The organism is Pseudoalteromonas sp. CF6-2, from assembly GCF_021729425.1.
GTDB classification, from domain to species: domain Bacteria; phylum Pseudomonadota; class Gammaproteobacteria; order Enterobacterales; family Alteromonadaceae; genus Pseudoalteromonas; species Pseudoalteromonas arabiensis.
Genome location: NZ_CP091442.1, coordinates 3,058,747 through 3,084,361, shown reverse-complemented (window position 1 = coordinate 3,084,361; position 25,615 = coordinate 3,058,747). Strand labels below are relative to the sequence as shown.

At 42.1% G+C, this 25,615-nt stretch carries 17 protein-coding genes and 1 pseudogene; 13 read left to right on the top strand and 5 right to left on the bottom strand.

Annotated features, from left to right (window positions below):
• Positions 1 to 11: 11 nt before the first annotated feature.
• Positions 12 to 1,856, bottom strand: a complete 1,845-nt coding sequence (locus tag L3Q70_RS14220) for a metallophosphoesterase (RefSeq protein ID WP_237114476.1) — start codon at positions 1,854 to 1,856, stop codon at positions 12 to 14.
• A gap of 49 nt (positions 1,857 to 1,905) precedes the next feature.
• Complete coding sequence (locus L3Q70_RS14215; RefSeq protein ID WP_237114475.1) at positions 1,906 to 4,662, bottom strand: TonB-dependent receptor; 2,757 nt, start codon at positions 4,660 to 4,662, stop codon at positions 1,906 to 1,908.
• Between the two features lie 233 nt (positions 4,663 to 4,895).
• Here L3Q70_RS14215 and L3Q70_RS14210 point away from each other — a divergent pair, with 233 nt between their 5' ends.
• From L3Q70_RS14210 to L3Q70_RS14195, 4 genes are all read left to right on the top strand, one after another.
• Positions 4,896 to 5,435, top strand: coding sequence for a sigma-70 family RNA polymerase sigma factor (locus tag L3Q70_RS14210; RefSeq protein ID WP_062568589.1), 540 nt, complete (start codon positions 4,896 to 4,898; stop codon positions 5,433 to 5,435).
• Positions 5,436 to 5,480: 45 nt separating this feature from the next.
• Positions 5,481 to 6,362, top strand: a complete 882-nt coding sequence (locus L3Q70_RS14205; protein ID WP_237114474.1) for a FecR domain-containing protein — start codon at positions 5,481 to 5,483, stop codon at positions 6,360 to 6,362.
• Between the two features lie 71 nt (positions 6,363 to 6,433).
• A complete protein-coding gene (locus tag L3Q70_RS14200; protein WP_237114473.1) occupies positions 6,434 to 9,298 on the top strand; it encodes a TonB-dependent receptor in 2,865 nt (954 codons plus the stop codon).
• Between the two features lie 99 nt (positions 9,299 to 9,397).
• Positions 9,398 to 10,318 carry an NPP1 family protein gene (locus L3Q70_RS14195; RefSeq protein WP_237114472.1) on the top strand — a complete coding sequence of 307 codons (921 nt, stop codon included), beginning with the start codon at positions 9,398 to 9,400 and terminating at the stop codon, positions 10,316 to 10,318.
• A gap of 62 nt (positions 10,319 to 10,380) precedes the next feature.
• Here the strand turns inward: L3Q70_RS14195 and L3Q70_RS14190 are convergent, their stop codons facing one another.
• Entirely contained in the window at positions 10,381 to 11,841 is a 1,461-nt protein-coding gene (locus L3Q70_RS14190) for a Gfo/Idh/MocA family oxidoreductase (RefSeq protein ID WP_237114471.1), read from the bottom strand.
• 274 nt (positions 11,842 to 12,115) lie between these two features.
• On the opposite strand from L3Q70_RS14190, the gene L3Q70_RS14185 reads away from it, so the two are divergent.
• From L3Q70_RS14185 to L3Q70_RS14160, 6 genes are read left to right on the top strand one after another with little or no spacing between them, the layout of a single operon-like run.
• Positions 12,116 to 13,381 carry a D-tagatose-bisphosphate aldolase, class II, non-catalytic subunit gene (locus tag L3Q70_RS14185; RefSeq protein WP_237114470.1) on the top strand — a complete coding sequence of 422 codons (1,266 nt, stop codon included), beginning with the start codon at positions 12,116 to 12,118 and terminating at the stop codon, positions 13,379 to 13,381.
• Positions 13,382 to 13,404: 23 nt separating this feature from the next.
• Complete coding sequence (locus L3Q70_RS14180) at positions 13,405 to 14,523, top strand: SIS domain-containing protein (protein WP_193987834.1); 1,119 nt, start codon at positions 13,405 to 13,407, stop codon at positions 14,521 to 14,523.
• A gap of 17 nt (positions 14,524 to 14,540) precedes the next feature.
• Positions 14,541 to 15,464 (top strand): ROK family protein, encoded by a 924-nt coding sequence (locus L3Q70_RS14175; RefSeq protein WP_193987833.1) that lies wholly within the window; start codon positions 14,541 to 14,543, stop codon positions 15,462 to 15,464.
• The gene (gene nagA / locus L3Q70_RS14170; RefSeq protein WP_237114469.1) at positions 15,442 to 16,605 is read left to right on the top strand and encodes an N-acetylglucosamine-6-phosphate deacetylase; all 1,164 of its coding nucleotides are present in this window, start codon (positions 15,442 to 15,444) and stop codon (positions 16,603 to 16,605) included. The genes L3Q70_RS14175 and nagA overlap by 23 nt, the downstream gene beginning before the upstream one ends.
• A 15-nt stretch (positions 16,606 to 16,620) precedes the next feature.
• Positions 16,621 to 18,315, top strand: coding sequence for a GMC family oxidoreductase (locus tag L3Q70_RS14165; protein ID WP_237114468.1), 1,695 nt, complete (start codon positions 16,621 to 16,623; stop codon positions 18,313 to 18,315).
• Positions 18,308 to 18,820, top strand: coding sequence for a hypothetical protein (locus L3Q70_RS14160; protein ID WP_237114467.1), 513 nt, complete (start codon positions 18,308 to 18,310; stop codon positions 18,818 to 18,820). Before L3Q70_RS14165 ends, L3Q70_RS14160 begins: the two co-directional genes overlap by 8 nt.
• A gap of 30 nt (positions 18,821 to 18,850) precedes the next feature.
• Here the strand turns inward: L3Q70_RS14160 and L3Q70_RS14155 are convergent, their stop codons facing one another.
• Positions 18,851 to 20,182: a sugar MFS transporter gene (locus L3Q70_RS14155; protein ID WP_237114466.1), complete on the bottom strand. Its 1,332-nt coding sequence runs from the start codon at positions 20,180 to 20,182 to the stop codon at positions 18,851 to 18,853.
• Positions 20,183 to 20,342: 160 nt separating this feature from the next.
• On the opposite strand from L3Q70_RS14155, the gene agaR reads away from it, so the two are divergent.
• The 3 genes and pseudogenes from agaR to tatA all read left to right on the top strand — a co-directional run.
• A complete protein-coding gene (gene agaR, locus L3Q70_RS14150; RefSeq protein ID WP_062568600.1) occupies positions 20,343 to 21,107 on the top strand; it encodes a transcriptional repressor AgaR in 765 nt (254 codons plus the stop codon).
• Between the two features lie 314 nt (positions 21,108 to 21,421).
• Complete coding sequence (locus tag L3Q70_RS14145; protein ID WP_237114465.1) at positions 21,422 to 24,238, top strand: TonB-dependent receptor; 2,817 nt, start codon at positions 21,422 to 21,424, stop codon at positions 24,236 to 24,238.
• A 70-nt stretch (positions 24,239 to 24,308) separates the two neighbouring features.
• Positions 24,309 to 24,458: pseudogene (gene tatA, locus L3Q70_RS14140) on the top strand (twin-arginine translocase TatA/TatE family subunit); the annotation flags it as partial.
• 18 nt (positions 24,459 to 24,476) lie between these two features.
• On the opposite strand, the gene L3Q70_RS14135 reads toward tatA, so the two are convergent.
• Complete coding sequence (locus L3Q70_RS14135) at positions 24,477 to 25,550, bottom strand: mechanosensitive ion channel domain-containing protein (protein WP_062568602.1); 1,074 nt, start codon at positions 25,548 to 25,550, stop codon at positions 24,477 to 24,479.
• Positions 25,551 to 25,615 lie beyond the last annotated feature (65 nt).

Below are 25,615 nucleotides of genomic sequence, written 5' to 3'. Positions count from 1 at the left end.
ACGGCATCGACTTAGGTGCCGCTTTTATTTATGGAATCACAGGTTTTTGCTGGCTTATTAGTTTTTAGATTCAGATCAATGATCAAGCAGCGGTCATTTTCACCTGCTGCTAGTTTTTCAAAAATAGTAAGCGCTTTGCTAAGGCCCACTTGTAGAGTACAGACATCAACTGTTTGCGCTATTTTACTCATTTGCCTTGGTAAGCATTGCCCCATAGCATTTAACTGCTGTGTTATCAGCTTATAAGTTTTGAAGTGTTCTTTTGAAATATCTTCAAATGCTAATGAACCTGCATTTCGTAGTAGGTAAAAGTCACGAATAAAATCAAATAAAGTGACTTTACTCAACAAAGCATCTGAAGCTTGCGTTATTGGAGGGCTTGTAGGGCTATCGTAAAGTGTTAATAGCTCCTGGAAGCTATATGAGATTAGCTGGGTTTTAAAACTGTCAGGCCACTCTTTAGGTATAAATCGCCATTTTGCGAGTCCGGCTAGGTGTTGCAAAGTAAATTGCTGATAGTTTTCGCTGCCTAGAATATCCGCAAGCCATTTTTCATCTGGATTATGCTCTGCTAAGTGATCGTATTCTCTCTCATAAGCAGGAAATAATGTGTCAAAGTTAGCTATGGAATCAAGTAGTACTGTATCAACTTTGGCTTCACTTCCAAGTATACTTACGAGCTTGTAAGCTGGGCGGTAAGCGCTTATGGATGGAGCTTGAATATTATAAAGCGTGTTTTTCTTTGCTCTAATTATACGGGTGTCATTCATATGCATATGGCCGCCAATATGCAAACGTAGCCCAGTTTCAGCTAACGCACTTTGCGTCTGATTTGTGGGTTTTCGAGTTAGTTGAAAAGCGTTGTCGCCGAACAAGTCCTTAATTGATTCACTTTGCTGATCGTAAAACTCTCCCATTGGAAAGTGACTAAATGCAATCAGTGTTTTGTGCTGTTCTTTTGCTGCGGTAACAAGCTGTTTTATCCAGCTTAATAAGTACGGCTTTTCCGTTAAGACCTTGTTGTATCCTGCATTGCCTGATCCCTTGAAAGTAAGTTGGTTATTCTTAAACTCAGGTAAATAAACATTGGCATCGATAGCTAAAAGCCATAACCCTGCAACAGGTTCAACAAGGTAACTCGTATCAGGGAGCATTACACAGTGCTTATTATCATTAGTGCACTGTTGGTACTGCCGCTCGGATAAAGAAGCGTGATTATTTAAAAAAGGTGTTTGCCATAGCAAGTCTTGGCTCTGTGGCTTTAAACCAAATTCAGACATCGCGTCCATGATTTCTTGATAGCCACCGTGGCTAATAGCATCATCGCAAAACAAGAAATCAGTATGAGGGGTTTTACACATAGCGTGGTCGTTACTAAAAATTGCCACCTCACGGCCTTGCTCATCTAAAAAGTCTGATTTACCAGCCGCACTTCTTATTGGCTTAACAGGATCATGATTGCCTGGAATAGCAAAAAAGCGCATTCCATAGCGTTTGCTGTAATCACTTAAAAGAGTTTTTAATCCCTTTAGGTGAACAGGTTGTCCGTCGTCGGTAAAATCCCCCGGTAATGCCACTAATTTCACGCCGCGTGCGGCAATATCATCTAGCGCTGCTATCAGAGCAAAGTAGTTTTCATTAAATAATCGAGTTGAGTGAAGCTGAGATTTCATGCTGCGAATAGAGACAGGCTTCGATTGGTTATCGAGCTTAATGCCAGCGAAGCCAGCTTGGCTAAAGTCAGCGTAAATATCGTGAAAATGTATATCTGGTATAAAAGCAATTTGCGTGTTTAGCTCTTTGGCATAGAGTTGAAACGTCGCAAAAAGCAGTGAAAGTAGTGCAAATAATCGCATTAATATAGCCTTACTGAAAAAATCGGGGCGCACCGCCCCGATGATCCGCTTAGAAACTGCCGCGTAAGCCTAATGAGAAGCGACGACCCGAGAACTCATACATAGTTGGGAAAGCAGGTGCTATGGTGTAGCCCGTGGTCTCCTCATCAGTGATATTGATGCCCTCAAGGGTGATTTTTATCGTGTCATTTATTTTGTAGCCAAACGAAACATCTGTTTGACCGTAAGCATCGCGGTAAACTGGATACATATCGCGTTCTATGTATTCAACATATTTATCTTTGTAGTTGTAAGAAATGCGTGCATCAAAGCTGTCATTCTCAAAATAAAAGGTAAGGTTATAGGTTTCGTCAGCTAAGCCTTCTGGTGGTGTTGGAATCGCTAAATCAGACGCGCCAGTGAGCGAGTTATCAAGCGTCGTATAGTTAGCATTTATACCAAAACCTTGTAACATTGGGTGGAAGCGGGAAAATGGAATTTGTGCAATAAATTCAAGACCACTTACATCATAAGACCCTTCAGCGTTTACTTTTTGATAAACGTCAAAATCATACACGCCATCGACAGTGCCATTGTCGTTATATTTAGTTACGTCATTTACAACACCTGTTAGGGATTCACGTACTACACCTTCAATTTCTTTTTCGAAGTAAGACACAGCAAGTAAACCACCTTCTTCTAAGTACCACTCTAGCCCGGTTTCCCATTGGTCTGCGTAAGTAGGTTTAAGATCAGGGTTACCGTCACGATATTTAAATTCACTTAAGCTAACTGTACGTTTGTAGGCAATATCAGTCAGTGCTGGGCGAATAAATGTTTCTGATGCAGCAGCGCGGAATAATAGGTTGTCTGTAAGCTCTAAACTAAAGTTAATGCTTGGTAGGGTCTCTTTGTAGTTACCTTCTTTTGAAATAGGCGCAGGCGTATAGCCTGTGCTACCGTCATCACTTTGTACTTGGTGATAGCCAGAAGAATTAACATCGGTATCGATATAACGGACACCCGCGTTTAAAGTAGCTGGTAATGTGCCAATATCAAATACAAAGTCAGCCATAGCGTAAATAGCGGTGGTTTTTTCTGATACTTCGTAAAACTCATCCGGTGCGAAATCTACTGCAAAACCATCGTAACGTAATTCATTTCGTGCATAATTATTTGAAATTTGACTCCAGTCTTGTTTAGACGATACATCAGATAGATACTCACCACCTGACACTAAATCTGAAATATCATGGATTTCGCTATCAGCTAAAGTACGTGTGCCTACCCATGATGAATCACCTGCAGAAGAGCCTGTAACTCTGTTACTACCATAATTACGTTGTTTAGATTTATCTGTATAACGCGCACCGAACTGTACTTTTGATAATGCAGGGAAGAAGTCTAGTTGAAAATGGCGGCTAAAATCGAGCTGAGCCGCATATTTGTCATCAGAGATATCTTCTAAATTTACCTCATAATAGTCAAATGTATAAGCTTCAGGAGAATTATACATGTCAAATGTATCTGGATTATCACTGGGAATCGTTTCGCCACCAGTTGATGTATAGCGAGTACGAGTTGGGCGGTATGCTGTGTGCTTTAAATTAGTTGTTTCTGCTAGTTTGTCTGCACCACTGTAACCAACTACTCCGTAAACTTCCCAATCGCCCAGCATCCAATCAAGGGTTAAGCTAAATTGTTGGTAGTCTGTATCGCTACTATTTTCCTTACTTAAAAATTCGTGCTGCGTTGCGGCATAGTTAACATCAGTTAAAACGGTAATACCATAGTCAGCAAGGGTGGTGTTATCGTAATTGTTTATTTTTTCTAATGAGCTGATACTTGAAGCAGAGTAGGCCGCTGCGTCATATTGATCCTCATGATTATCAAAGTTACCAAGTAAAGCATCAAAGGTGAGGCTGAACTCACTGCTCGGTTTATATTGCAGTGATAAGGTTGCGCCCCACTTTTCTTGTTCTGTTAAGAAAGCTCTGTCGCCGACTTTATTCATAAACACTACACGGCTAGTTTCATCTTTATCGAAACGATCATTTATAGTGATACCCGTATCGCGTTCTAGAACATCAGCAGCTTGATCTGATTGCCATTGCGAGGATCCTGACTTTTCTAGCCAGCGTGATAAAGGACGAAAATCAATACCAGAGTTGCTATCTGTTCTGTTGGTACGTTCCGAGTATGCAAGTGAGGCAAGCGCACCCCAGTCGCCAAAGGTATCACTTGCTAAGAATGCAAATTTAGGATCGCTCTTTTCTGAGATGTCGTTATATGCCCCCTCAACTGATGCTACGATTTGACGACCATCATAGTCAAATGGGCGCGCAGTGGTAATGGCTACAGAGCCGGCAATGCCACCTTCTTCGTCTGCTGCTGTTGGTGATTTTTTTACAGTGACACTTTGAATTATCTCTGAAGCGAACATATCAAATTCAACATCACGGCCACCACTGCCAGAGGCTGTGGCAAGATTATTAATAGAAACAAATGTAAACTCAGACGGTAAGCTTCGTACATTGACTTTTTGACCTAGGCCTTTATTACGTTCAATAGTAACACCTGGCATACGCTGTAAAGCTTCCGCTAAGTTTTGCTCTGGGAAGTCAGCAATATCAGATGCCACTATTGAATCTGAGAAGCCAATATTTGTGCGTTTTAAATCAATCGCTTTTTCTAAACTTTTTATGTAGCTGCCAGTGACAACAATTTCTTCAATCGGTTCTTGGTTTTCTTCTGCGTAAGCGGGAGTGATTAATAATGAGCCAACAGCAAGTGCTAAAGGTGATAATGAAAATCCACGGTACGTCATGTGAGTTAATTCCTGTTAAATGCAATATTTGGTTTAAATTCGCCTGTAAAGACGCTGCAATAACAAAGAAGGGGACGCCTTTTTTCGTGAAGCTTTCGTGACGTTTTTAAGTCGATAATTACTTAAAACTGTAACCAAATGATCATCAAACAGCTGTCCCCTTTAGGCTAGCATTTACGTCATATCTAGATAAATAAGCTAGCCTTCACCACTAAATTATGGCTTTACCTTCAATGACTAACGGTTTGAATAATACAGTTACAGCGCATAGCAGAACCTTATTGCAGTGCTTTATAGCCAATCAAGACGCGCTTAAAGGTTTTTTTTGCAAAGCCGTTGCAGAGCGTGCGGATGCGGACGATTTATTTCAAAAGTTACTGCTAAAAGCACTTAACTCTGAGCATTTAGATCCGATAGATAATCCACTGGCATATGGTTATCGAATGGCCCAGCACTTGGTTATTGATCATCATCGTGAGCAAAAGAAAATACCAGAAAGCTTAGAGCATGAGCCGCATTGTGAGGCGTTATCTCTTGAGTCCGCGCTTGAGTATGAGCAGCGTATTGCGCTCTATCAGCGTATTTTGTCACAAATGCCAGCACTGCGTAGAGACGTGTTTATTCGGCGTCGGATTAAAGGCCAAACTCGTTCTGAGATCGCAAGCAGTTTGGGGATCTCTGAAGAAGCGGTAAAAAAACATATTTCGCGGGCAATGGATATGCTAAAAAATGCCATGACTGAGTATTTTTTAATGCATGAGTGTCCCCGTTAGGGCGATTAATCCGTCACATTAGTATTACGAGTAATTGAGATAACGATGAACTCTTCACACCAACATGATTACGAATCGGATAATGCGCTAGAAAAGGCTATTTGGGACGACCCTGCATTATTAGCCGCGCTTGAGCTGGTGGATACGCAACAGAATGAACAACTTGAACAAGCTAAAAAACGTCGTCGTTTAGCGCAATACTCTTGGGGCTGCGGTGCTGTAGCAGCGTGCTTTGCTATTTTCATGTGGACGTTAATGCCACTAAATGAACAGCGCTCGATACCAGCCTCTAATCTTGTAGCTGTGCAGCAATTTAGTAGTGATACAGCACAGCAAGTCAGCTTGTCTGACGGGACACAGGTTGCAATGAATGTGCATGCTCAACTTGAATTTACTGAAAATAGTCAAACTCGAAAAGCAATCTTAACTAAAGGCGAAGCGTACTTTTCTGTGCACCGTGATGAATCGCGGCCATTCACTATTGATGCAGGCAATGCCACGATTGAAGTGCTTGGTACGGCTTTTAATGTGGATAAAACATTGCGTGAAACCTTAGTCGAGGTTTTTCATGGCAAAGTGTCAGTGACTAGTTTAGATGGATTGCAGCATGTTGAATTAGTGAAAGGACAGCGTGCCCGAGTGAGCGGTTCTGCAATACAGGTATCGCAATTTAATGCTTTACAACCTGATTGGCAGCAAGGCTGGTTGGACTTAGATAACGTGTCTATCAATGATGCTCTATTTCAGTTAAACCGTTATAGCGAAAAACCTGTCGTGTTAAAAAATGTGTCGGCAGATATACAAGTAAGTGGTCGCTTTGCTGTTAACGATATATTTGGGGCCGCAAAGTTAATTGCTCAGCTAAATACACTCGATGTCAAGCAGTATCCTGATAGCATTGAGTTAAGTAAAAAGGCTCGAAATTGACATGATTTTGTCATAAACCTTTCATCGAAAATAGACACAATGTTTTCCTCTAGTAATGAGGATGCAAGTTAATGGGGCGTATTTTCTGCTTTGCTTTGATGCTGTTTGGTGTGTATGCCAAGCAGCTATATGCTGCACAAAGCACCCTAAAAGCAGCGCTTAATGCACTGGCTGAGCAGTACCAAGTTGCAATCATTTACCCAGATAAGTTAGTGAGTGACGTGGTTTTACCGTCAGCTGAAGTTCCTAAAGCTAACAGTATAGAAGCACGCCTTGATACATTATTACTAAAAAATGGCTTTATTTGGCAGCAAACCCCATCGGGAATTGTGGTTTCAAAGTCTGTTAAAATACAAAGTAAAACTCCATCACAGCTTGTGATGGAAGAAGTGACGGTGAGGGGCGATAAGCATAGCAAAGCCTATACACGTCTTTATGACCGAAACTATCAACAAAGTGCAGACTATGCACAGCAACAAAAGCAAAATTACTTAGGTGAAGCTGACTTTGCTAATGGCGCAATGCTTTCTTTATTGCCCGCAGAGAATTTAGCTGAGGCATTGCAGGCTATTCCTGGTATGAGTATTTCCCGAGATCGCGGCGAAGCACTTAATATAAGTGCGATGGGACTTGGACCAGAGTATCAATTAACGTTATTGAATGGTCACAGGTTAGCGAATACTGAAAACGTTCGTAACTCGAATCAATACGGTCAGCAGTACCGTTTTGATACATTTAGCGCCGAACTTTTCTCTAATATTGCGGTATACAAATTGGCTGACTCAAGGTTTCCAAGCGGAGCGGCAGGAGCGACAGTTAACTTGGTGAGTGATGATCCGCTTTCATTTGATGGTGATCATTTAAAGGTAACTCTGACCAGTGCTGCACTTGCAGGTGAGCGTAACTTTCAACCAAGTTTTGGCTTAACAGCGAATACTCTTTCAGCTGATGAGGAGTTAGCTGCGGTTGTTAAATTTAATTACGAGAACCGATTACAAAGGCAATTTCAATTTGAAACGTGGCACTGGGGCAATAATGAGGGAGCTCCCGCAGCTTATTATTGGCAGGGATTAGAAAGTAATAGCTTAGTACCTACCGATACGCTAGCACTGACCATCGAAAATGAAGACAGGACACGAACGAGTTACTATGCAAACCTAGCTTGGCGACCGCACCCGCAGTTCGAGTTAGATACGCTATGGCTTCGTTCGGATACAGATTTTACTTACGATGAGCATCGTCTCTCGATTAATCCTCTAAGTGAACAGGCTAAAGCCACCTTAGATGAAAAGAACAATAGTGTTCAAAATGTGCAGTTTGGCGCCACGCAAAGTAAATCCTCACGAGAAGAATCCGGTCTTTATTACCGTAATCAGACCTTTCAAATCATACCAACATGGTATGCAAAAGACGGTAGCCACTGGCAAATAAGTCCGTTTTATAGCCATAGTGAATCACTTAGTGCAACCAAAGCCCCTATTACTCGAACTCATGTTGATTTAAAGCCTGTGCCAGCAGTGGTTTCGATTTCAGGCAAAAAATTGGCTCAGTATGAATTTGCTACAAATCTGGCACTGGTTAATAGTTACTCGCAGTTGTCGCAGTTGAGTCGACGTATGATAGAGGTCAATGACCAAGTAACAGAGTGGGGAGTCGATAATACATGGCAAGTTTCATCTAGTTGGGGGTTGTCGAGTGTGCAGTTTGGTGCCGTAAAATCAGCACAATCTCATCAATACCTGCGCCAAGATATTAATTTATCTAAAGCACAATTAGCTGCTTTACCTGATCTTGATGGCCGTTGGTTGGAGCCTCTGAATAAGCCATTTAAAGCTGATTTTCTATCGCAGCCAATGCAAGCTTGGTTGATCCCAAAACGTGATCTTTTGCAGCTTTATGATATTGAGCTGCCCTTTTCTGAGCGACACACCAATGATTACTTGAATAGCTATGAAAACAAATTTACTGCCTATGAAAGCTATATTCACAGTTTATGGCAGATACCAGAACTTGAAAGCTTAACGGCTGCTTTTGGACTTAGGTATAGTGATACAAGGAGTAAAACATTAGGGTATCAGCTCAATGAGAATAACCAATTAGAAGAGCTTTATAAGCAAGTTAAATTCTCTATGTGGTTGCCTTCTTTGAATATTAAATGGCAATTGTCTGACCAATGGCTTGGTCGATTAGGCTATAGCCGAGCAGTGAATCGACCTAATTATTCTGACTTAAACCCAAAGCTTCATGTTAATTCTGGAGGATTACCTTATGCAGAAGTCGGCAATCCAACTCTAAAACCCGTGGTAGCAGATACGACAAGTCTATCGCTCAATTGGTTAACAGAAGAAAATAACCTGCAACTCATGGCCTTTAATCACCAACTCGATAATTTTATTGTTGAACAAATTAAAGCCATTACCTATCAACAGCAACAGTACCCAGCTTTACAGGCAACCAATGATGGCCAAGCAACAATAAATGGGCTGCAATTAAGTGCTGATTTGAGTTTGCCTATGCTATCAAACTCTTTTTTGCAAAGTCGTATGATAACGAGTGTTAGTCAGTTGCTGGACGCTAAATTAACGGCTAAGCAAATTAACAACCCTGAGATTGAAGGGGTCTCTGAACTAACAGCAAATCTGCGCTTCTTGTTTAATGCTAAGAGATGGCAAAGTGCTGTTAACGTTAATTATCGAAGCGAGTTTTTAGAGCAACGAGACTTATCGAATAATGCTGATGTATATATTGATGAGTTTACCAGTGTTGATCTCAGCTACAGTTGGTTTTTCTCTGATGCGGTAGCATTGCGTTTTGATATTTTTAATGCCACAGACAAAAGTCTTGTTCGAGAGGTGCAAACAAACGATGCTTCATCTCTTATGAAGGTTGAGCAATTTGGTCGCCGTTTTGTACTTAGCCTTTCATTAACTCTGTAAGAAAACTTTCATTGAATTTCTTGTCCACTAAATGGGAAATGTTTCGTCTAAATAGTGGCACTCAAGTGTCACTCATCAACAGAGAATAAGGAACATAATATGGATAAATTAATGGCATTAACCACGGCAAGCCTTTTAATAACGAATGCTGCTTTTGGGCAAGAATTGCCTCGTTTAGATGAAGCAGTGACTTGGTATAATCAAGCAGCAGTACGTAATTTTGCACCGGTATTTGATTTTGACTCGGACGGCTGTTATCCAGCCACACCTTTTGATAAAAATAATAATTTGGCGCAAAACAAAGGCGAAGATGCGGCATGGAAAACGCCTTGGGGAGGATGTAGAGATACTGGCTGGGAGCTATTCGCGAATACTATGCATCGTCAGTTATGCCATCAAACAGATAACCAAGACCAATACTGTGCGCACTTTTATGAGCTCTATTTTGAAAAGGATCAATCAGTTCACTGGTCATTTGCGGGTGGACATCGTCATGACGTTGAAACGGTGATCGTTTGGACTGTGAAAGAAAGGGGTAATGAGTATATTAGTCACGTAAGCACCAGTGCCCATGGTAATTATGATACGCGAGCGTTTAATGAAGTGCTCCAGCAAAACGGTCATCCTATGGTTGTTTATCATAAAGATGGTATTGGTACTCATGCATTTCGCTATGCAAATCAGCAAGACAAAGAAACAGTCGAATTTTTAGGTAACTGGGGAGTGTTCTATACGCCAGTGATTGTTAGTCATTACCGTGGTACAGATACATTTTATAGCGACAGTTGGGATCGCTATTGGGCAAATAGAACTTACCGTGAAACACTCGAGGCCAGCGATTTTGGTTCAGCAAGTTTTAAAACACGTCAAGAAAATATGATGATAGATCAAGCAAATACAGCAAAACCAAACTCAGGTGGATGGCAACAAGTCACTTTCAATGCATTTGATGCAGCGCAAACTCGCCACGCTGAGTTTCAAGCAAACTATGCTGATATTGCGTCGCAAATTAACGAATAATTATTATTGATTAGGAAAGCTCGCAGCATACGCTGCGGGCTTTATATTTTAGTTAAGGTGTATTAAGCCACAATCCCCAGAGGCTTGCCTGTTTGCCAAGCGCCACGGGTAAAGTCTGGAATTGTTTTGCTGTTACTTCTATCTGCAACCGATGCCATACTTTGCGGGAAGATTGATGACCATGCTGCGGCATCGTATACATCTTGATCGAGTGGCTCATTATTACGTAAGCAGTAGATCATCCGCCAAAGCATAATGAAGTCCATACCGCCATGGCCACCGTTACGAACCGCTTCTTCACCCATGCGTTTCCACAGTGGATGATCAAATTCAGCACGCCATTTTTCCATATCTTGATCCCAGCTATGGAAATTTTGCATATGTGGCTTACGACCTTGCGAGCCGGCTTTTTCCCACGCAGCGAGCTCAGCTTCATATTGCTGTTGATAAATTTTTGCAATCGCTGGTGGCACATCTTCAAGGGCAATACGATTAGGGAAACCTGCAAATGTACCATTAGTACCTTGAATTAGGTTATGGCGGCTATACGGACGCGGGCTAGTGGTATCGTGCTGAACCATAATGCTACGACCTTTCACTGTTTTAATAATGCTGGTGTTCATGTCGCCAGCAGTAAATTTAAGTGAACGACGTTCGTGGCCTGCAGGGAATTCACGCTCTGCATAAGCGGCGCGGCCAAGTGCTGGTGAACTGACTGATGTAACAAAGTCAAAGCGATCCCCTCGGTTGATATTCATATACTGAGATACAGGGCCTAAGCCATGGGTTGGGTATAAGTTACCGTTCACTTTTGTATGCCAGTAAGTGCGCCACGAGCCAGTACTGCGATCAATTTCTTTCATTTGCCAACGCAGGTCATGAATATAAGCGGCTTCACCGTGTAGTAATTCGCCAAATACGCCTTTACGAACCATGTTTAATACCATTAACTCGTCACGGCCGTAGTTAACGTTTTCCATCATCATGCAGTTCTTTTGCGTACGCTCAGCAGTGTTCACTAGTTGCCAACACTCTTCCATCGTAGTTGCTGCAGGTACTTCAACAAAGGCATGTTTACCACTTTCCATGGTCTCAACACTCATCGGTGTGTGCCATTTCCAAGGTGTTGAAATGATCACAATGTCGATGTCATCGCGAGCCAGCATGTCTAAATAGGCTTTGTCAGACCCCGTATAAGCAGTAGGTTTAGGTAAGCCTTTTTCAACAACATAGTTAACAGACTTGTCTAGCATCAGCTGATCTGTATCGCAAATCGCTTTAATTTCAACACCTTCAATGTGGCAAAGGTGTTTTACATGGCCGCTACCACGTTGACCAACCCCAATAAAACCAACACGTACCACATCCATTGCTGGCACAGCTAAGCCCATTACGCTTTTACCTTGTGCTGCAAGTGGGGTGCTCTGATTATCACCTTGTTGGCTTTTCGCACAGCCAGTCACGACTGTCGCGGCGGTAATGGCTGCGGCAGATTTTAAAAAACTACGTCTATCTATTGTCATAACGATACCTAAATCACTGAGATTATTTTAATAGTGTGTTTCAGTTGTTTCTGTTATATCGCAACTCAAAGTTAATTACAATTAAATGCTTTCAAATTCTTTCGTAAATTTGGTTTTTACTATTTCAATCCTTGTAAAATAGCGTGCTTAGTGTATTTTAAGCTTACTTTTTGTCTTTCATTTTCTTTCATTATATTGTGTGTGGTTTCGCTCTGTGCTACTGTAATTTCAAATCAGATATCTAACCATTAGCGTAAGCTGCTTGGAGAAAACCATGAATGCATTAAAAACGATTATAAATAACAATCGAGTAGGGCAAGCGCAGGGTATTTATTCTGTGTGCTGTGCACACCCGCTCGTTATCGAAGCAGCAATGTTGCAAGCTCTCAATGATGACACCGAAATTTTAATTGAAGCTACAGCGAATCAAGTTAACCAGTTTGGTGGTTACACAGGTATGAAGCCCCATGACTTTGTTGAGTTTGTTCATGCAATAGCCGAAGAAGTAGGGTTAGATACCCAGCGCATTATTTTAGGTGGTGATCATTTAGGCCCAGTGTGTTGGGTGAATGAGCCTGCAGACGTTGCGATGATAAAAGCTGTAGAACTAGTAAAAGCCTATGCAAGTGCTGGTTTTAAGAAAATTCACTTAGATGCCAGTATGCCATGTAGTGATGATGGTGCGCGTTTAGCTGATGCTGAAATTGCGAAGCGTGCAGCATTGATGTGCCAAGCTGCTGAGTTAGTCTCAAAAGATAACGATATTCTTTATGTAGTGGGTACTGAGGTTCCTCCTCCGGGTGGCGCTACAGAAGAGCATGAAGTTATTGAGGTATCGCATGTTGAGGGGGTACAGCAAACAATTGAATTACATCAGGCTGCGTTTGCTAACTTAAACATGAGTGATGTGTGGTCGCGTGTTATTGCTGTTGTTGTGCAGCCAGGCGTTGAATTTGATAACCATCAAGTTTTTGACTATCAACGTAATAAAGCGAAAAAACTGAAAGAGCTTATTACTACTGTCGATAATCTTGTTTATGAGGCTCACTCTACTGATTATCAGCCAGAACATTGCTACCACGAGTTGGTGCAAGATCACTTTGCCATATTAAAAGTGGGTCCACAGCTTACCTACGCACTACGCGAAGGGTTGTTTGCTTTATCTTATATTGAAGATCAATTAGTTGAGCCTGCTAAACGCTCTCATTTGCGGGATGTGTGTGAGCGTATCATGCTAGAAAAGCCACATTACTGGAATAAGTTTTATCCAACAGAAGGTGCTGAAGCTAAGCTGTTTAGAGCTTATAGTTATAGCGACCGTATTCGCTACTACTGGCCTGAAGATGAAATAAAACAAACAGTAGAAACCTTATTTGCCAACTTAGAAGCGCAAACTATTCCACAGACTTTGCTTAGCCAATTTATGCCAGCGCAATACAAGGCATTGAATAATGGCAAAATTAACTCATCACCGCGTGAGTTAGTACTTAATAAAATAATGGAAGTAACGAATACCTATTCGCTTGCTTGCAATCAATAAGTGGTGTTGAGAGAGAATTAATTATGACGCAGTATCTATCATTAAACGAAACAGAACTTAAGCAACAAAGCGCTTATTGGACAGCAAAAGAAATTTCACAACAGCCAAGTTCATGGCGTAATACAGCAAAACTGGTTGATAATAATCGCGCTGAAATTAATGACTTTTTAGTGCCGATTTTAGCATTTAAAAACTTAAAAATAGTTTTAACTGGTGCGGGTACATCAGCCTATGTTGGCGAAGCATTAGCACCTCACTTAAATGCTAAAACTGATTTAAATGTGCGTGCAGTTAGCACCACTGATATCGTATCTAACCCACATGGTTGTTTACAAAAGAATACGCCAACTTTACTTATTTCATATGCGCGCTCGGGTAATAGCCCTGAAAGCGTTGCAGCGGTCGATATCGCAGAGCAAGTCGTTGAAAAGTGCTACCACTTAGTGATTACCTGTAATGAAAACGGTGAGTTAGCTAAAAGGGCGGCAGCTAAAAAAAATAGTTTTAGTGTACTAATGCCAAAAGAAACCCTAGATGAAAGCTTTGCTATGACCAGTAGTTTCACCTCGATGCTGCTTTCAACATTATGTATTTTTACCCCTGATGTTAATCAGCTTGCACAAGTTGCCACGCAAACAGAGCACTTACTCGACACTCAACTTGAAGAGATCAAGGACTTTGCGCAAACTGATATTGAACGTTTGGTATTTTTAGGCGCTGGTTCGTTACTTGGCTATGCGAAAGAAGCGGCTTTAAAGTGCTTGGAGCTGACCAATGGGGATTTAATAAGTTACTTTGAAACGCCACTTGGCTTTCGTCATGGTCCTAAAACCATCATTAATGATAAAACCGCAGTGTTGTTAATGGCCTCAAGTGATGCTTATAGCAGTTCGTATGATACTGATTTATTTAATGAACTATTAAATGACCAACAATGTTTAGCGGTTAAAAAGCTGGCTTTAAATACTGAACTGGTCGAGCTAGATGATGTTTGGCAAGGTCTGTATTATATTGTCTATTGTCAGATTTTTGCATTTTATAAATCAATGTCACTCGGATTAACACCTGATAACCCTTGCCCTACGGGCGAAGTTAACCGTGTTGTAAAAGGGGTAACTATTTACCCGTTAACTTTTCGCTAAGTCGTGTTGGGTAAAGTATGGCTGTTTACGGACTCGATATTGGTGGTACAAAAATAGAGACCGCCATTTTTAATGATAATTTAGAGCAACAGCAAAGTTGGCGTATTACTACGCCAACTGATGATTATCGGCAGTTTTTACAGGCAATTTATCAGCAAGTGCTCAAAGCCGATGAACTGACAGGTTGCCAAGGTGTGGTTGGTATAGGTATGCCAGGTATTGTTAATGATGCAGGTAAAGTGTTGTCGGCTAATGTGCCGTGTGCCACAGGTAAAGTAATTGCCAACGATCTACAAGCGTTATTACAGCGCCCTGTTGCGATATTAAATGACACCCGTTGTTTTGCTTTATCTGAAGCAAATGGCGGTGCTGGTGAAGGTTATAGCCGAGTATTCGGTGCCATTGTTGGCACAGGTGCGGCGGGTGGTATGTGCATTGATGGAAGCTTGTTTAACCAAGGTTTAGGTATGTCGGGGGAGTATGGTCATTTACCGCTTTCTGCGTATTTACAACAAAAATACCACTTGCCTATTTTGAAATGTGGCTGCGGTTTAAATGGCTGTGTCGAAAGTTATATTGCAGGGCCTGGCGTACAAACCTTGTATCAGCATATTACGCAATCTCCTAAATCTGCGATTGAATGGGCGAATGATATCAAACGCTCTGATGAGCAAGCCTTAAAGGTGCTCGCTTGTTACTTAGATATTCTTGGTGAAACCTTTGCTGCCATTAGTAAAAGTTTGCACCCAGAAGTTATCGTGCTTGGGGGCGGGTTGTCGCTCATCGATGCGATCGTAGAAAAACTCCCTGACGCGATTCAAACTCATTTATTTTCAGGTTTTGCCGTACCAGAGGTGAAACGTGCAAAATTTGGTGATTCAAGTGGCGTAAGAGGCGCTGCAATAATAGGAAGTGTTCATGCTAATTCCAGCGCATCTTAATCGTTATTACTTAAAAGCCGCAAACGTGGTGACTGCTGATGCGGTTTTACTCGATCATGTGGTCTTGGTCGAGCAAGGTAAAATTAGTGCTATTACCACGCAAATAGAGCCCGAGATCGAGGTAATAGACTTAGGTGAGCACAGTTTATTTCCGGGCTTTATCGATTTGCATATTCATGGCCGTGAAGGCTGCGATATTATGGATGGCACCCCAGAATCACTAGAAACTATTTCTCGTGCTTTAGCAAAGCATGGCGTAACGGGGTTTGTTGGCACCACGGTGACCGCAGACTGGGACGTATCAATTCAAGCTTATAAAAATATGGCGAGTGCCTATCAAAAAGGCTTAGCGGGTGCGCAGTTGTTGGGGGCTTATAACGAAGGTTTATTCTTTGCAGAAGCGCATAAAGGCGCGCATAACGAGTCATTTTTTTTAGAACTGACTAAACAGCGATTTGATGAAATTTATGCCGCATGTGAAGGTTGCTTAAGCTCTTTTGCATTAGCGCCAGAACTACTTAAATCACCTGACATGATCCGCTATATCACTGATAAAGGTGTACGGGTGATGCTGGGCCACACAGATGCTAATTTTGCGCAAACAACACACGCTCTTGCCCATGGTGCCTGCGGTGGTGTGCATATTTTTAATGGTATGCGCGGTATTCATCATCGTGACCCTGGTTGTACTGGCGCACTGTTGATGGACAACGATGCCATGGTTGAGCTTATCCCTGATGGTATTCATTTGCACCCAAGCATCATGAACATGGTTTACCGCTTAAAAGGGGCAGATAAAATTGCTCTAATTACAGACTGTGTAAGTGCCGGAGGCTTACAAGATGGTCGCTACCGCTTAGGAGAGCTTCCTATTGTGGTTGAGCAAGGGGTTGCAAGAACCGAAAGCGGCTCTTTAGCGGGCAGTACATTAACCATGGAAGTGGGCGTTGAACGTTTTTATAACCTAACTGATGCAAGCCTAGTTGAAGCAACTAAAATGGCCAGTTTAGTACCCGCTGAGTTTTTAAATAAAGCGGAGCAAATAGGCAGTATTGCGGTTGGTAAACACGCTAATTTTGCACTGCTCGATAAAGACTTTTCTGTTCAAGCAACGATATGTGCGGGTAAGCAAATCTTTTAAAAGTTAACGATACGAATGCAGGCAAAAGTATTTGATGCCATTGTTATTGGCAGTGGCATTACAGGCGGCTGGGCTGCCAAAGAACTGACTGAAAAAGGGCTCAATGTACTGCTACTTGAACGTGGCAGGCAGGTTGTGCACGGTTCTGACTATTTCACTGCGTTTAAAGACGATTGGCAACTGCCATTTCGCGGCAGACCTAGCCTGCTAGAAAAGCGGAATCAAGCTAAACAAGCACGCACTGGCTATGCCACCAAACAGTCAATAAAACACTGGTTTGTGAATGATTTGCAGCACCCTTATCTAGAATCGCAACGTTTTGACTGGATCCGAGGGTATCACCTTGGTGGGCGCTCATTAACTTGGGGGCGGCAATGCTTACGCCTCAGTGATATAGATTTTGCAGCCAACAAACAAGATGGTCACGGCGTTGATTGGCCAGTGCGCTATCAAGATATTGCGCCTTGGTACGATAAAGTCGAAGCCTACATCGGGGTTATTGGCGAAGCGCTAAATTTACCTCAGCTACCTGATGGACCTTACTTGCCTCCCTTCGCGCTTAATGCCGTAGAACAGCAACTTAAACACAGTTTATTAACCCACTACACTAATCGGCACCTAACAATCGGGCGAGTGGCGCATTTAACCAAGGCAAAACCTGAGCAAGGTCGTGCCGCATGCACCAAGCGCAACCGCTGTATGCGTGGTTGCCCAACCGGTAGTTACTTTAGTAGTTTAGCCTCGACCTTGCCTGCTGCAATGCGCACTGGGCGACTTACCATTCAGACTCACTCCATTGCCAAAGAGATTATATACAACCCAGAAACTAGGCAAGCCACAGGTGTGACTGTGATTGATGCTGAATCTAAAAAAGAGCGTATTGAACGAGCGAACATTATTTTTTGCTGTGCATCAACGGTGGCAACAACAGCCTTGTTATTAAATTCAACCTCTGCACGTTTTCCTAATGGCTTAGGGAACGACAGTGGAGAGCTTGGCCATAACCTCATGGATCACCATTTTAGGGTTGGCGCAACGGGTGAGCCTAAAGGCTTTGATAATGATCTCAATGATGGCGATAGACCCGTTGGCTTTCATATCCCGCGTTTTCGAAACCTTAATAATAAAGAGCAGCATAGCTTTATTCGTGGCTATGGCTATCAAGGGTATGCAACACGTAAAGATTGGCGGCGCGGTTTTAAAGAACTTAGCTTTGGTAAGTCTTATCGAGAAGAGCTCGCCAAACCAGGGCCTTGGCAAGTTGCATTGATAGGCTTTGGTGAATGCTTGCCTTATCATCGTAATAAAATGAGCTTAGATCCGGTATTAAAAGATCAATGGGGATTACCTTTAGTTAATTTCGATTGCCAATTTGCTGAAAACGAGCAGCGCATGCGCGAGGATATGAAAGCGCAAGCCGTCGAGATGCTGACCAAAGCAGGTTACCAAAATGTGCAAGCGTACGATAAAGGCTCAGCGCCGGGGCAGGCCATCCACGAAATGGGAACTGCGCGAATGGGGCATGATGCGAGAAGCTCTGTGCTTAATCGCTATAACCAAATTCATAGTGTGCGTAACGTCTATGTCACTGATGGCTCGTTTATGTGCTCGTCGGCTTATCAGAACCCTTCGTTAACCTATATGGCATTTACTGCAAGAGCCGCCGATCATGCTGCACGACATTATCAAAATGGGGTGTTCAATGGCTGATTTACAAAGGCGAAATGCGATTAAATGTTTAGCAGCATTATTCGGTGCGGCTATTACGCCAGTGGCTGCGACTCAGCTATTTGATAAAGTGGATGACAATCATTTTGAGGTGCTTACAGCAGCGGCTCACCGGGATGTGGTCACGCAAATGCAGGCGGTTATTTTAGAGCTAGAGCCCAATGAGCAGCCGTACTTTAATTTAGTCGCTTTTACAGATTTAATGCTAGCAAATACGCTAAGTGTGACTGAGCGTATGGCATGCTTAAAAGGCGCAAAGCTAATTGCAGAAGGTACTCTATCATCGTCGCAATTAGCAGGTAAACTCACAGGTTTATTTTCTATCTCTTTGCAGCAGCAACAGCGCATAATAGCGCAGCAAGCCTTACCTCTTTCAGAAGTGAGCCCTGATAAGCGTGACGAGTATTTAATTTATAAGTGTATTTTTACCGTGCGTGAATTTTTGCTACTGGGCTATTTCACATCAGAAAAATTGCAGGCTAGTTAAATAGTAAAACAACTAAGCCTGCCCATGTCGTTACTTACGCCAACTTGTTAGTTTGTGACCAATCAGTGCGTAATAAAGAATAAACGCATAGCAAGGGATCAACAGATAATAAGCTTGTTGTGCATTGCCGGTGTACTGTGCAAATACTCCGTATACCAAAGGCAATAGAGCGCCACCAGAAATCCCCATAATCAGTAATGCTGCGCCGGTTTGAGTTTTATCGCCAAGATTTGCAAGGGCCATAGGCCAAATGGTCGGCCATACCAGCGCATTCGATAAGCCAAGTAATGCAACAAATAACACGGTATCTGGAAAACTGTTATCAGCAAGCCAAAAGAGCACTAAATTCGAAATCGCAGTTTGTTGCGGTTCAATCAAAATGATACCAAGTGAAAACGCGCAACCACTTAACGCAGAGAATATCAGCGCCTGTTGCTGACTAAAAAAACGAGGAATTAACACGATACCTAAAACATAACCTAGCACCATAAAGCCCATGGTGTAAGATGTGAGATCAGCAAACTGCAATACCCCTTGTTCTTTGCCGTAAAGGCCAATAGTGTCGCCGGCAATGACTTCTGCACCTATGTAAAAGAATAGGGCTATCACGCCTAAAACTAAGTGTGGAAATTGCAGTACTGATTTGCTCTCGCTGTTGTTGCTGGTTTTTGGTTGCTCAATATCAGGTAGCGGGGCCAGCATGATTAACGCCGCTAATATTGCTAATGCGATTGCCATTACAAAGTAAGGAGTAATTAAACGATTAGCCAGTTCTTGTAACTGCAATTGTTTTTGAATGCTGTTTAATTGAGCAAGGGCTTCAGGGCTAAAGCTCGCAATATCACTAAACACCATTGCTGAGAAGAGCAGTGGAGCAACCACACCGGCGCTCTTATTGAGAATACCCATAATGCTAATGCGCACCGCAGCCGTGTCTTTAGAGCCAATGAGTACAATGTAAGGATTCGCAGCGGTTTGTAATAAGGTGAGGCCGCTACCGAGAGTAAATAAGGCAACCAAAAACAACCAATACGCTTGAATTTGTGCTGCAGGAATAAACAGCATTGCACCAAATGCCATGGTGCCTAAACCGAATGACATACCCTGTTTATAGCTGAAGATTTGCAAAATCTTCGCGCTTGGCAGTGCCATCACAGTATAGGCGATATAAAACACCAGTGTCACCATGTAAGCTTCAATATGATTGAGATCGCAGACCATTTGTAAAAATGGGATCAAGGAGCCGTTTAGCCAGGTTATAAAGCCAAATAAAAAAAACAAGCCACCTATAATCATCATAGGCAGTAATTGCGTGCGATTGGTGTGTTCTGTTTGCTCTAACAGTGAGCTTTGTGTTGTCATTTTTGTCACCAAAGAAGTTTATTGTGAAATAATCATAAAACATATTCCGTAAGTTTTGAAAGTTTTATTTTATTTCGAAACTAATTTTGGCTTTGGAACTGTAAATTGTGTAATATTGAACTACGAATTTGAAAGCAGCTATTAAAACAACAGGCCAGCTATGTTAACCACAATAGAAAGAAGACAAAAAATCGTTCTGATGACCGAGGAAAATGGCAAAGTAAATGTTAAAGATCTTGCAAAGATCTTTGATATTTCGGAGGTTAGTATTCGCCATGATCTTAACGAGCTCGGTAAACGAGGCTTAGTTGTCCGTTCACGTGGTGGGGCAATTGCCTGCGATAAATTGGCTAAAGAGCTTTCGGTAAAAGATAAGCATAACGAAAACTACGCTGTGAAAGTGTTATTAGCGAAAGCTGTGGCAAGTTTAGTTGATGATGGCGACTCATTAATTATTGATTCTGGCACCACAACAGAAGAAGTTGCTAAAGCATTAACCAATAAACAGGGCCTTACCGTGATGACAAACGGCCTTAATATTGCCCATGTACTGGCTGATATTGATGATGCAAATGTGTTTATGCTGGGTGGACAATTACGAAAGAAATCAATGTCTTTCTACTCAAATGAAGTTGAACAAGCACTCAGTAAGTATAACTTTAAAAAGGTTATTTTAGGGGTTGATGGTATCGACTCAGAAGCAGGGATCACCACCCATTATGAACCCGAGGCAATGTTGAATCGCACTATGTGCACTCGCGCGGATAAAGTCATTGCAGTAACCGATTCAAGTAAATTTGGTAAGCGTGCTTTGTATAATGTATTGCCGCTGAAATCAATTGATGTGCTGGTAACCGATAAAAGTATGCCGGCAGAGTTCGTTGAGTCATTAACAAGCTTAGGTATTGAGGTGATTACCGTTTAATTTTCTAGTTAAATAGGATCATGAAAAGGCAGCGTTAGCTGCCTTTTTTATTATCCTAAAAAACCGTACCAGCTCACTTAAAAGACAACCTTCAAAAAAAATTGTTATCGTAACTTTCGAAATTAAATTCACGTCCATAAAGGCTTTTAAAGCCATTTCTGTCATTTTTAAAACTTGTTTCGTAACTATCGAAAGTTTCGGTAGGTGATTTGTTGTTGCTAATTTGTTTCGTTTTGTTATAGATTAAATATAAGGCCTTACTCATTACCATTTTAATGGTGAAAAAAACTGAACATTAAAAACAGGAAATCATCATGGCAACAACAACTAGAAAAACATATTTGAGTGTGCTGATAAGCTCGATTCTGGCCTCATCAATCAGTTTTGCTGCAACTGCTCAACAACAAGAAAAAGATAGTAAGGCCGAAGAGGATGTTGAGGTTATTGAAGTTACAGGGATCCGTAGCAGTATTAAAGAATCAAACTTTCGAAAGAAGGAAGCAACGACAGTCGTTGACGTCGTTGTCGCTGATGATATCGGTAAGTTCCCTGATGAAAACTTAGCCGAAGCATTGCAGCGTATTCCGGGCATCACCATTACTCGTAATGGCGGTGAAGGGCAAAATATCCTCGTGCGTGGCTTAGGTGGTGGCTACAACATTACCACTTTGAATGGTCGTAAACTGGCGTCTGAAAACTCAGGCCGCGACTTTAACTTTGACACAATTGCCTCAGAATTAGTAGGAGCGCTTCAGGTTTATAAGTCGCCAGAAGCACGTTTAATTGAAGGGGGCATTGGTGCGGTTGTTGATATTGAAACTCGCAAACCATTAGACCAAGACGGCTTTACTTTGAGCGCTTCTGCAAAAGGAATTTATGAATCACGAACAGGCGATGTACATCCGCATGCTTCATTCATCATTGGTGACAACTTTAATGATGATACCTTTGGTGTACTTTTCTCGGGTGCTTATTCAAAGAAAACCTTACGTGCAGACACATACTCTGCTAGCGGCTTTTTTGACGAAGAAGAAGGTTGGGGGGCAGACAGCGCAGGTGTGCCAGTCGATATGAATGGCAACGGAGAAATTGATGGGCAAAGTGAAATATTTGCCTCAAAAATTCCGAGTTACATGTATTTTGCGAACGCGCAGGATGTGCGTGAGCGCTTCGGTGCGACGTTAGCAATGCAATGGCGTCCAACAGATACCCTAGATATAAACTTTGATGCTCTTTATTCACGTTACAATACTGATGGTCATCGCTATCAAATCGGTTTTGTAAACTATGATGAAAGCTGGACGCCAGGCACGCCAGTGTTTACTGATGCAGAATTTGATGACACAGGCCGTGTAGTATCAATGACGCAAACCGGTAATACCATGGTGGAGTTACTCAACTTAACCAACCCTCGTAAAACCGACACTTATCAGTTTGCCCTTAATGCCAAATGGTATCCAATGGATGGTCTAACATTGGCTGTGGATGTTGCACACTCAAAAGCGAAAAACGAAAACGGTGGTGATAATCGCTTCGTGGTAGCGCGTGGTTTTATTGACTCGATTGGTATCGATTACACCACAGGTAATATGCTACCAGATGTGACTTTATCGCCAGGCTTAACTGCGGATCAATCTTACGGTGCTCACTATAGCCGTAACACAGGTACCGGTGTTGAAGACACGGTTAATGACTTTAAGTTTACCGGTACGTTTGTGCCGGAAAGTGATTTAGTTACCCGTGTTGATTTTGGTTTAACTTATCTTGAACAAACTAAGAGTCAACTTGAATATGCATCAAAAAATGCCAGCCAATTTAGCAATGGTGGTCAATACTTAGAGCGCGATGGTTATGAATTTGATGACAGCACCGTGGTGAATGTCGGTGACTTTAACCTATTTGAAATTCCAAGCGATGTGTTCGTTGAGGCCAATTTCGATAACTTCTTAGAAGGCGAAAGTAGCATTACACCTGAGCCTTGGCCAAGTTTTGATTACGATAAGTTACTTGCTTACTATCGTTCAATTAATGCTGAAGCAACTGATAAAAGTATCGTTGCATCGCTTAATTCATCGGGTACTTATGAGGTAACCGAAGAGGTTCTTACTGCGTATGCGCAAGTGACGCTCGAAAGTACCCTTGCAAAAATGCCGTACATGTTAAACGTCGGTATTCGCGGTTCGCAAACGGAAGTGAGCTCTAAAGGGTCGGTGTATGATTTATCGTTAATTGATTTACAAGATGATGGTAAACCACTCGAAAATGGCTGGCGCGATACCGTTGAGCAATCATTTAAAGGTGATTACAGCAATATTTTACCTAGCATGAACTTTAAACTGAGTATGACAGATGATTTTATTTATCGTTTTTCAGCCGCTAAAGTCATTAGCCGCCCATCTTTAGCTTATTTACGCCCATGGCTTGCGCCAAACTTTGATACTTATCGTGAAGGTTTACCACAACTTTCGATGGGGGATTCATCGTTAACACCAGAAGAAGCTAATCAAGCCGACATGACCTTAGAGTGGTACTTTGAAGACAGCAGCTCGTTGAGTGGTGGGGTGTTTGTAAAAGACCTGAAATCATTTATCGATTACGTCGAAAGCCCGGTTGAAATCGAAGGCGTTCGTTACTTTGCATCTTACCCTGGTAAGAGTGAATATGGTGCAACTATTAAAGGAGCTGAGTTTGCTTATCAGCAATCGCTTGAGAACTTATTACCTGAACCCTTCAATGGCTTAGGTTTTCAGCTTAACTACACTTATGTTGACAGCAGCTACGAGGAGCCAGAGCTGAAAGAGTCAGGCTTGCCATTTAGAGGTATGTCGAAAAACTCATACAACGCCGTGGTTTACTATGAGCAATATGGTTTCCAAGCGCGTTTAGCGTATAACTGGCGTAGCAAATTCTTGTCGGATCCTGATGCATGGGGTGGTCCATATTGGATCTCTGATTATGGTCAGTTAGATGCCAGCATGAGCTATAACATCAGTGACCAATTCACTGTGTTTGCCGAAGCAACGAACTTAACAAATGAGCGTTATTGGGGTTACACAAAGCGTACTGACCAAGTGAGTTATCTTGAGCGTTTTGGTACTCAAGTTGCCTTGGGTGTTCGAGCTAGTTTCTAATTTTAGTATTCCTAATGTTAGTGTTGTACAAGCGCCTGCAAGGGCGCTTTTAATTTAAAAAAAGGTCGTTATGGCAGGAATTAGTGTTTGGCAATTAGTCATTATTGCCGCAATTGTGGTGCTTTTATTTGGCACAAAAAAACTATCTCGAATAGGTGGCGATTTAGGGACGTCAGTCAAAGGGTTTAAACGCGCTATGCAAGATAAACCTAATGATGAAGCCTAGTTCGCAATTACTTTAAATTATATTACTCCCCTGTTCAGGGTCACGAGATTGATCTGCCTGTTCGCGAATATCATCGGCGTCACTGCTAACGTCATCAAGGCTGTGGTCGTCGAGTGATTTTGTTGCTTTTACAGGCGCACTTTCGGTGTTGCTTGGTTGATCGGTATCGCTATTTAAAATAATTCGCTCGCGAGCATCATCAGGCATGCTTATTTGCTCGGCTAAGTAAGTATTGACCAGCTCTCGCATTAATTGTGAGGCGACTTTTACAGTGCTATGCTCGTTGCTGTTCACCCAAAAATATATTGTTAAGTTGAGAGTGGCAGAGCCAAGCGATTCAATCAAGACCTGACTCGGTGGATCATTAATAACAGCAGGGTTTTGATTAACCACTTTCATCGCTAGTTGCTGAGCGTAGCGAATGTCATTGTCGTAACCAATGCCAACAGTAAAATGGCCTCGCATTTTGGGGTTGGCTGTGAGGTTTTTAATCACGTTTTTATACACGGTCGCATTGGGTATTTGAATGTGATTACCATCAAAATCAACCAAGGTAGTAGCGCGAGCCGTAACCTTTTTAACGACCCCTAAACGACCATCCACTTCGATAACATCATCAATACGAAAAGGGCGTTGTACACTGAGCAGCATGCTTGAGATAAAGTTTTCGGCAATATCGCGAAAGGCAAAACCTAAAATAAGCCCGACTAATCCTGTACCGCTCATAATGGCTACAGCAAAACTGGTGAGCCCTGCAAGACGCAAAAATAAGTACACGCCAAACAAGATTATAATGATGCTAAAAAAACGCCGTGTCACCACATGTAATAGTTTACTTTCACTTACAAAACCAAGCGGCTTTATCAATAGATACGATAAAGGGCGAGCTAATAAGTAGCAGATAATGATGGCTGTAATACCGAGTGTCAGTGCGGGTAACATTTGCCATGCAGTGTGTAAGAACTGCGTAACTTGTGAGTTTAAATCTTGCCAAGATAAACTATCTACGACCGCCTTTGGTACTATAGGTGTGTTCGATATAAGTAGATTAGCTAATTGATTTTTAAAGATTAAATAATAACTCATTGCACCGTTCCCTGGATAATTGCTTTACTCTTATAAGCTTAGCTCAATGCAAATTAGGCGCCATT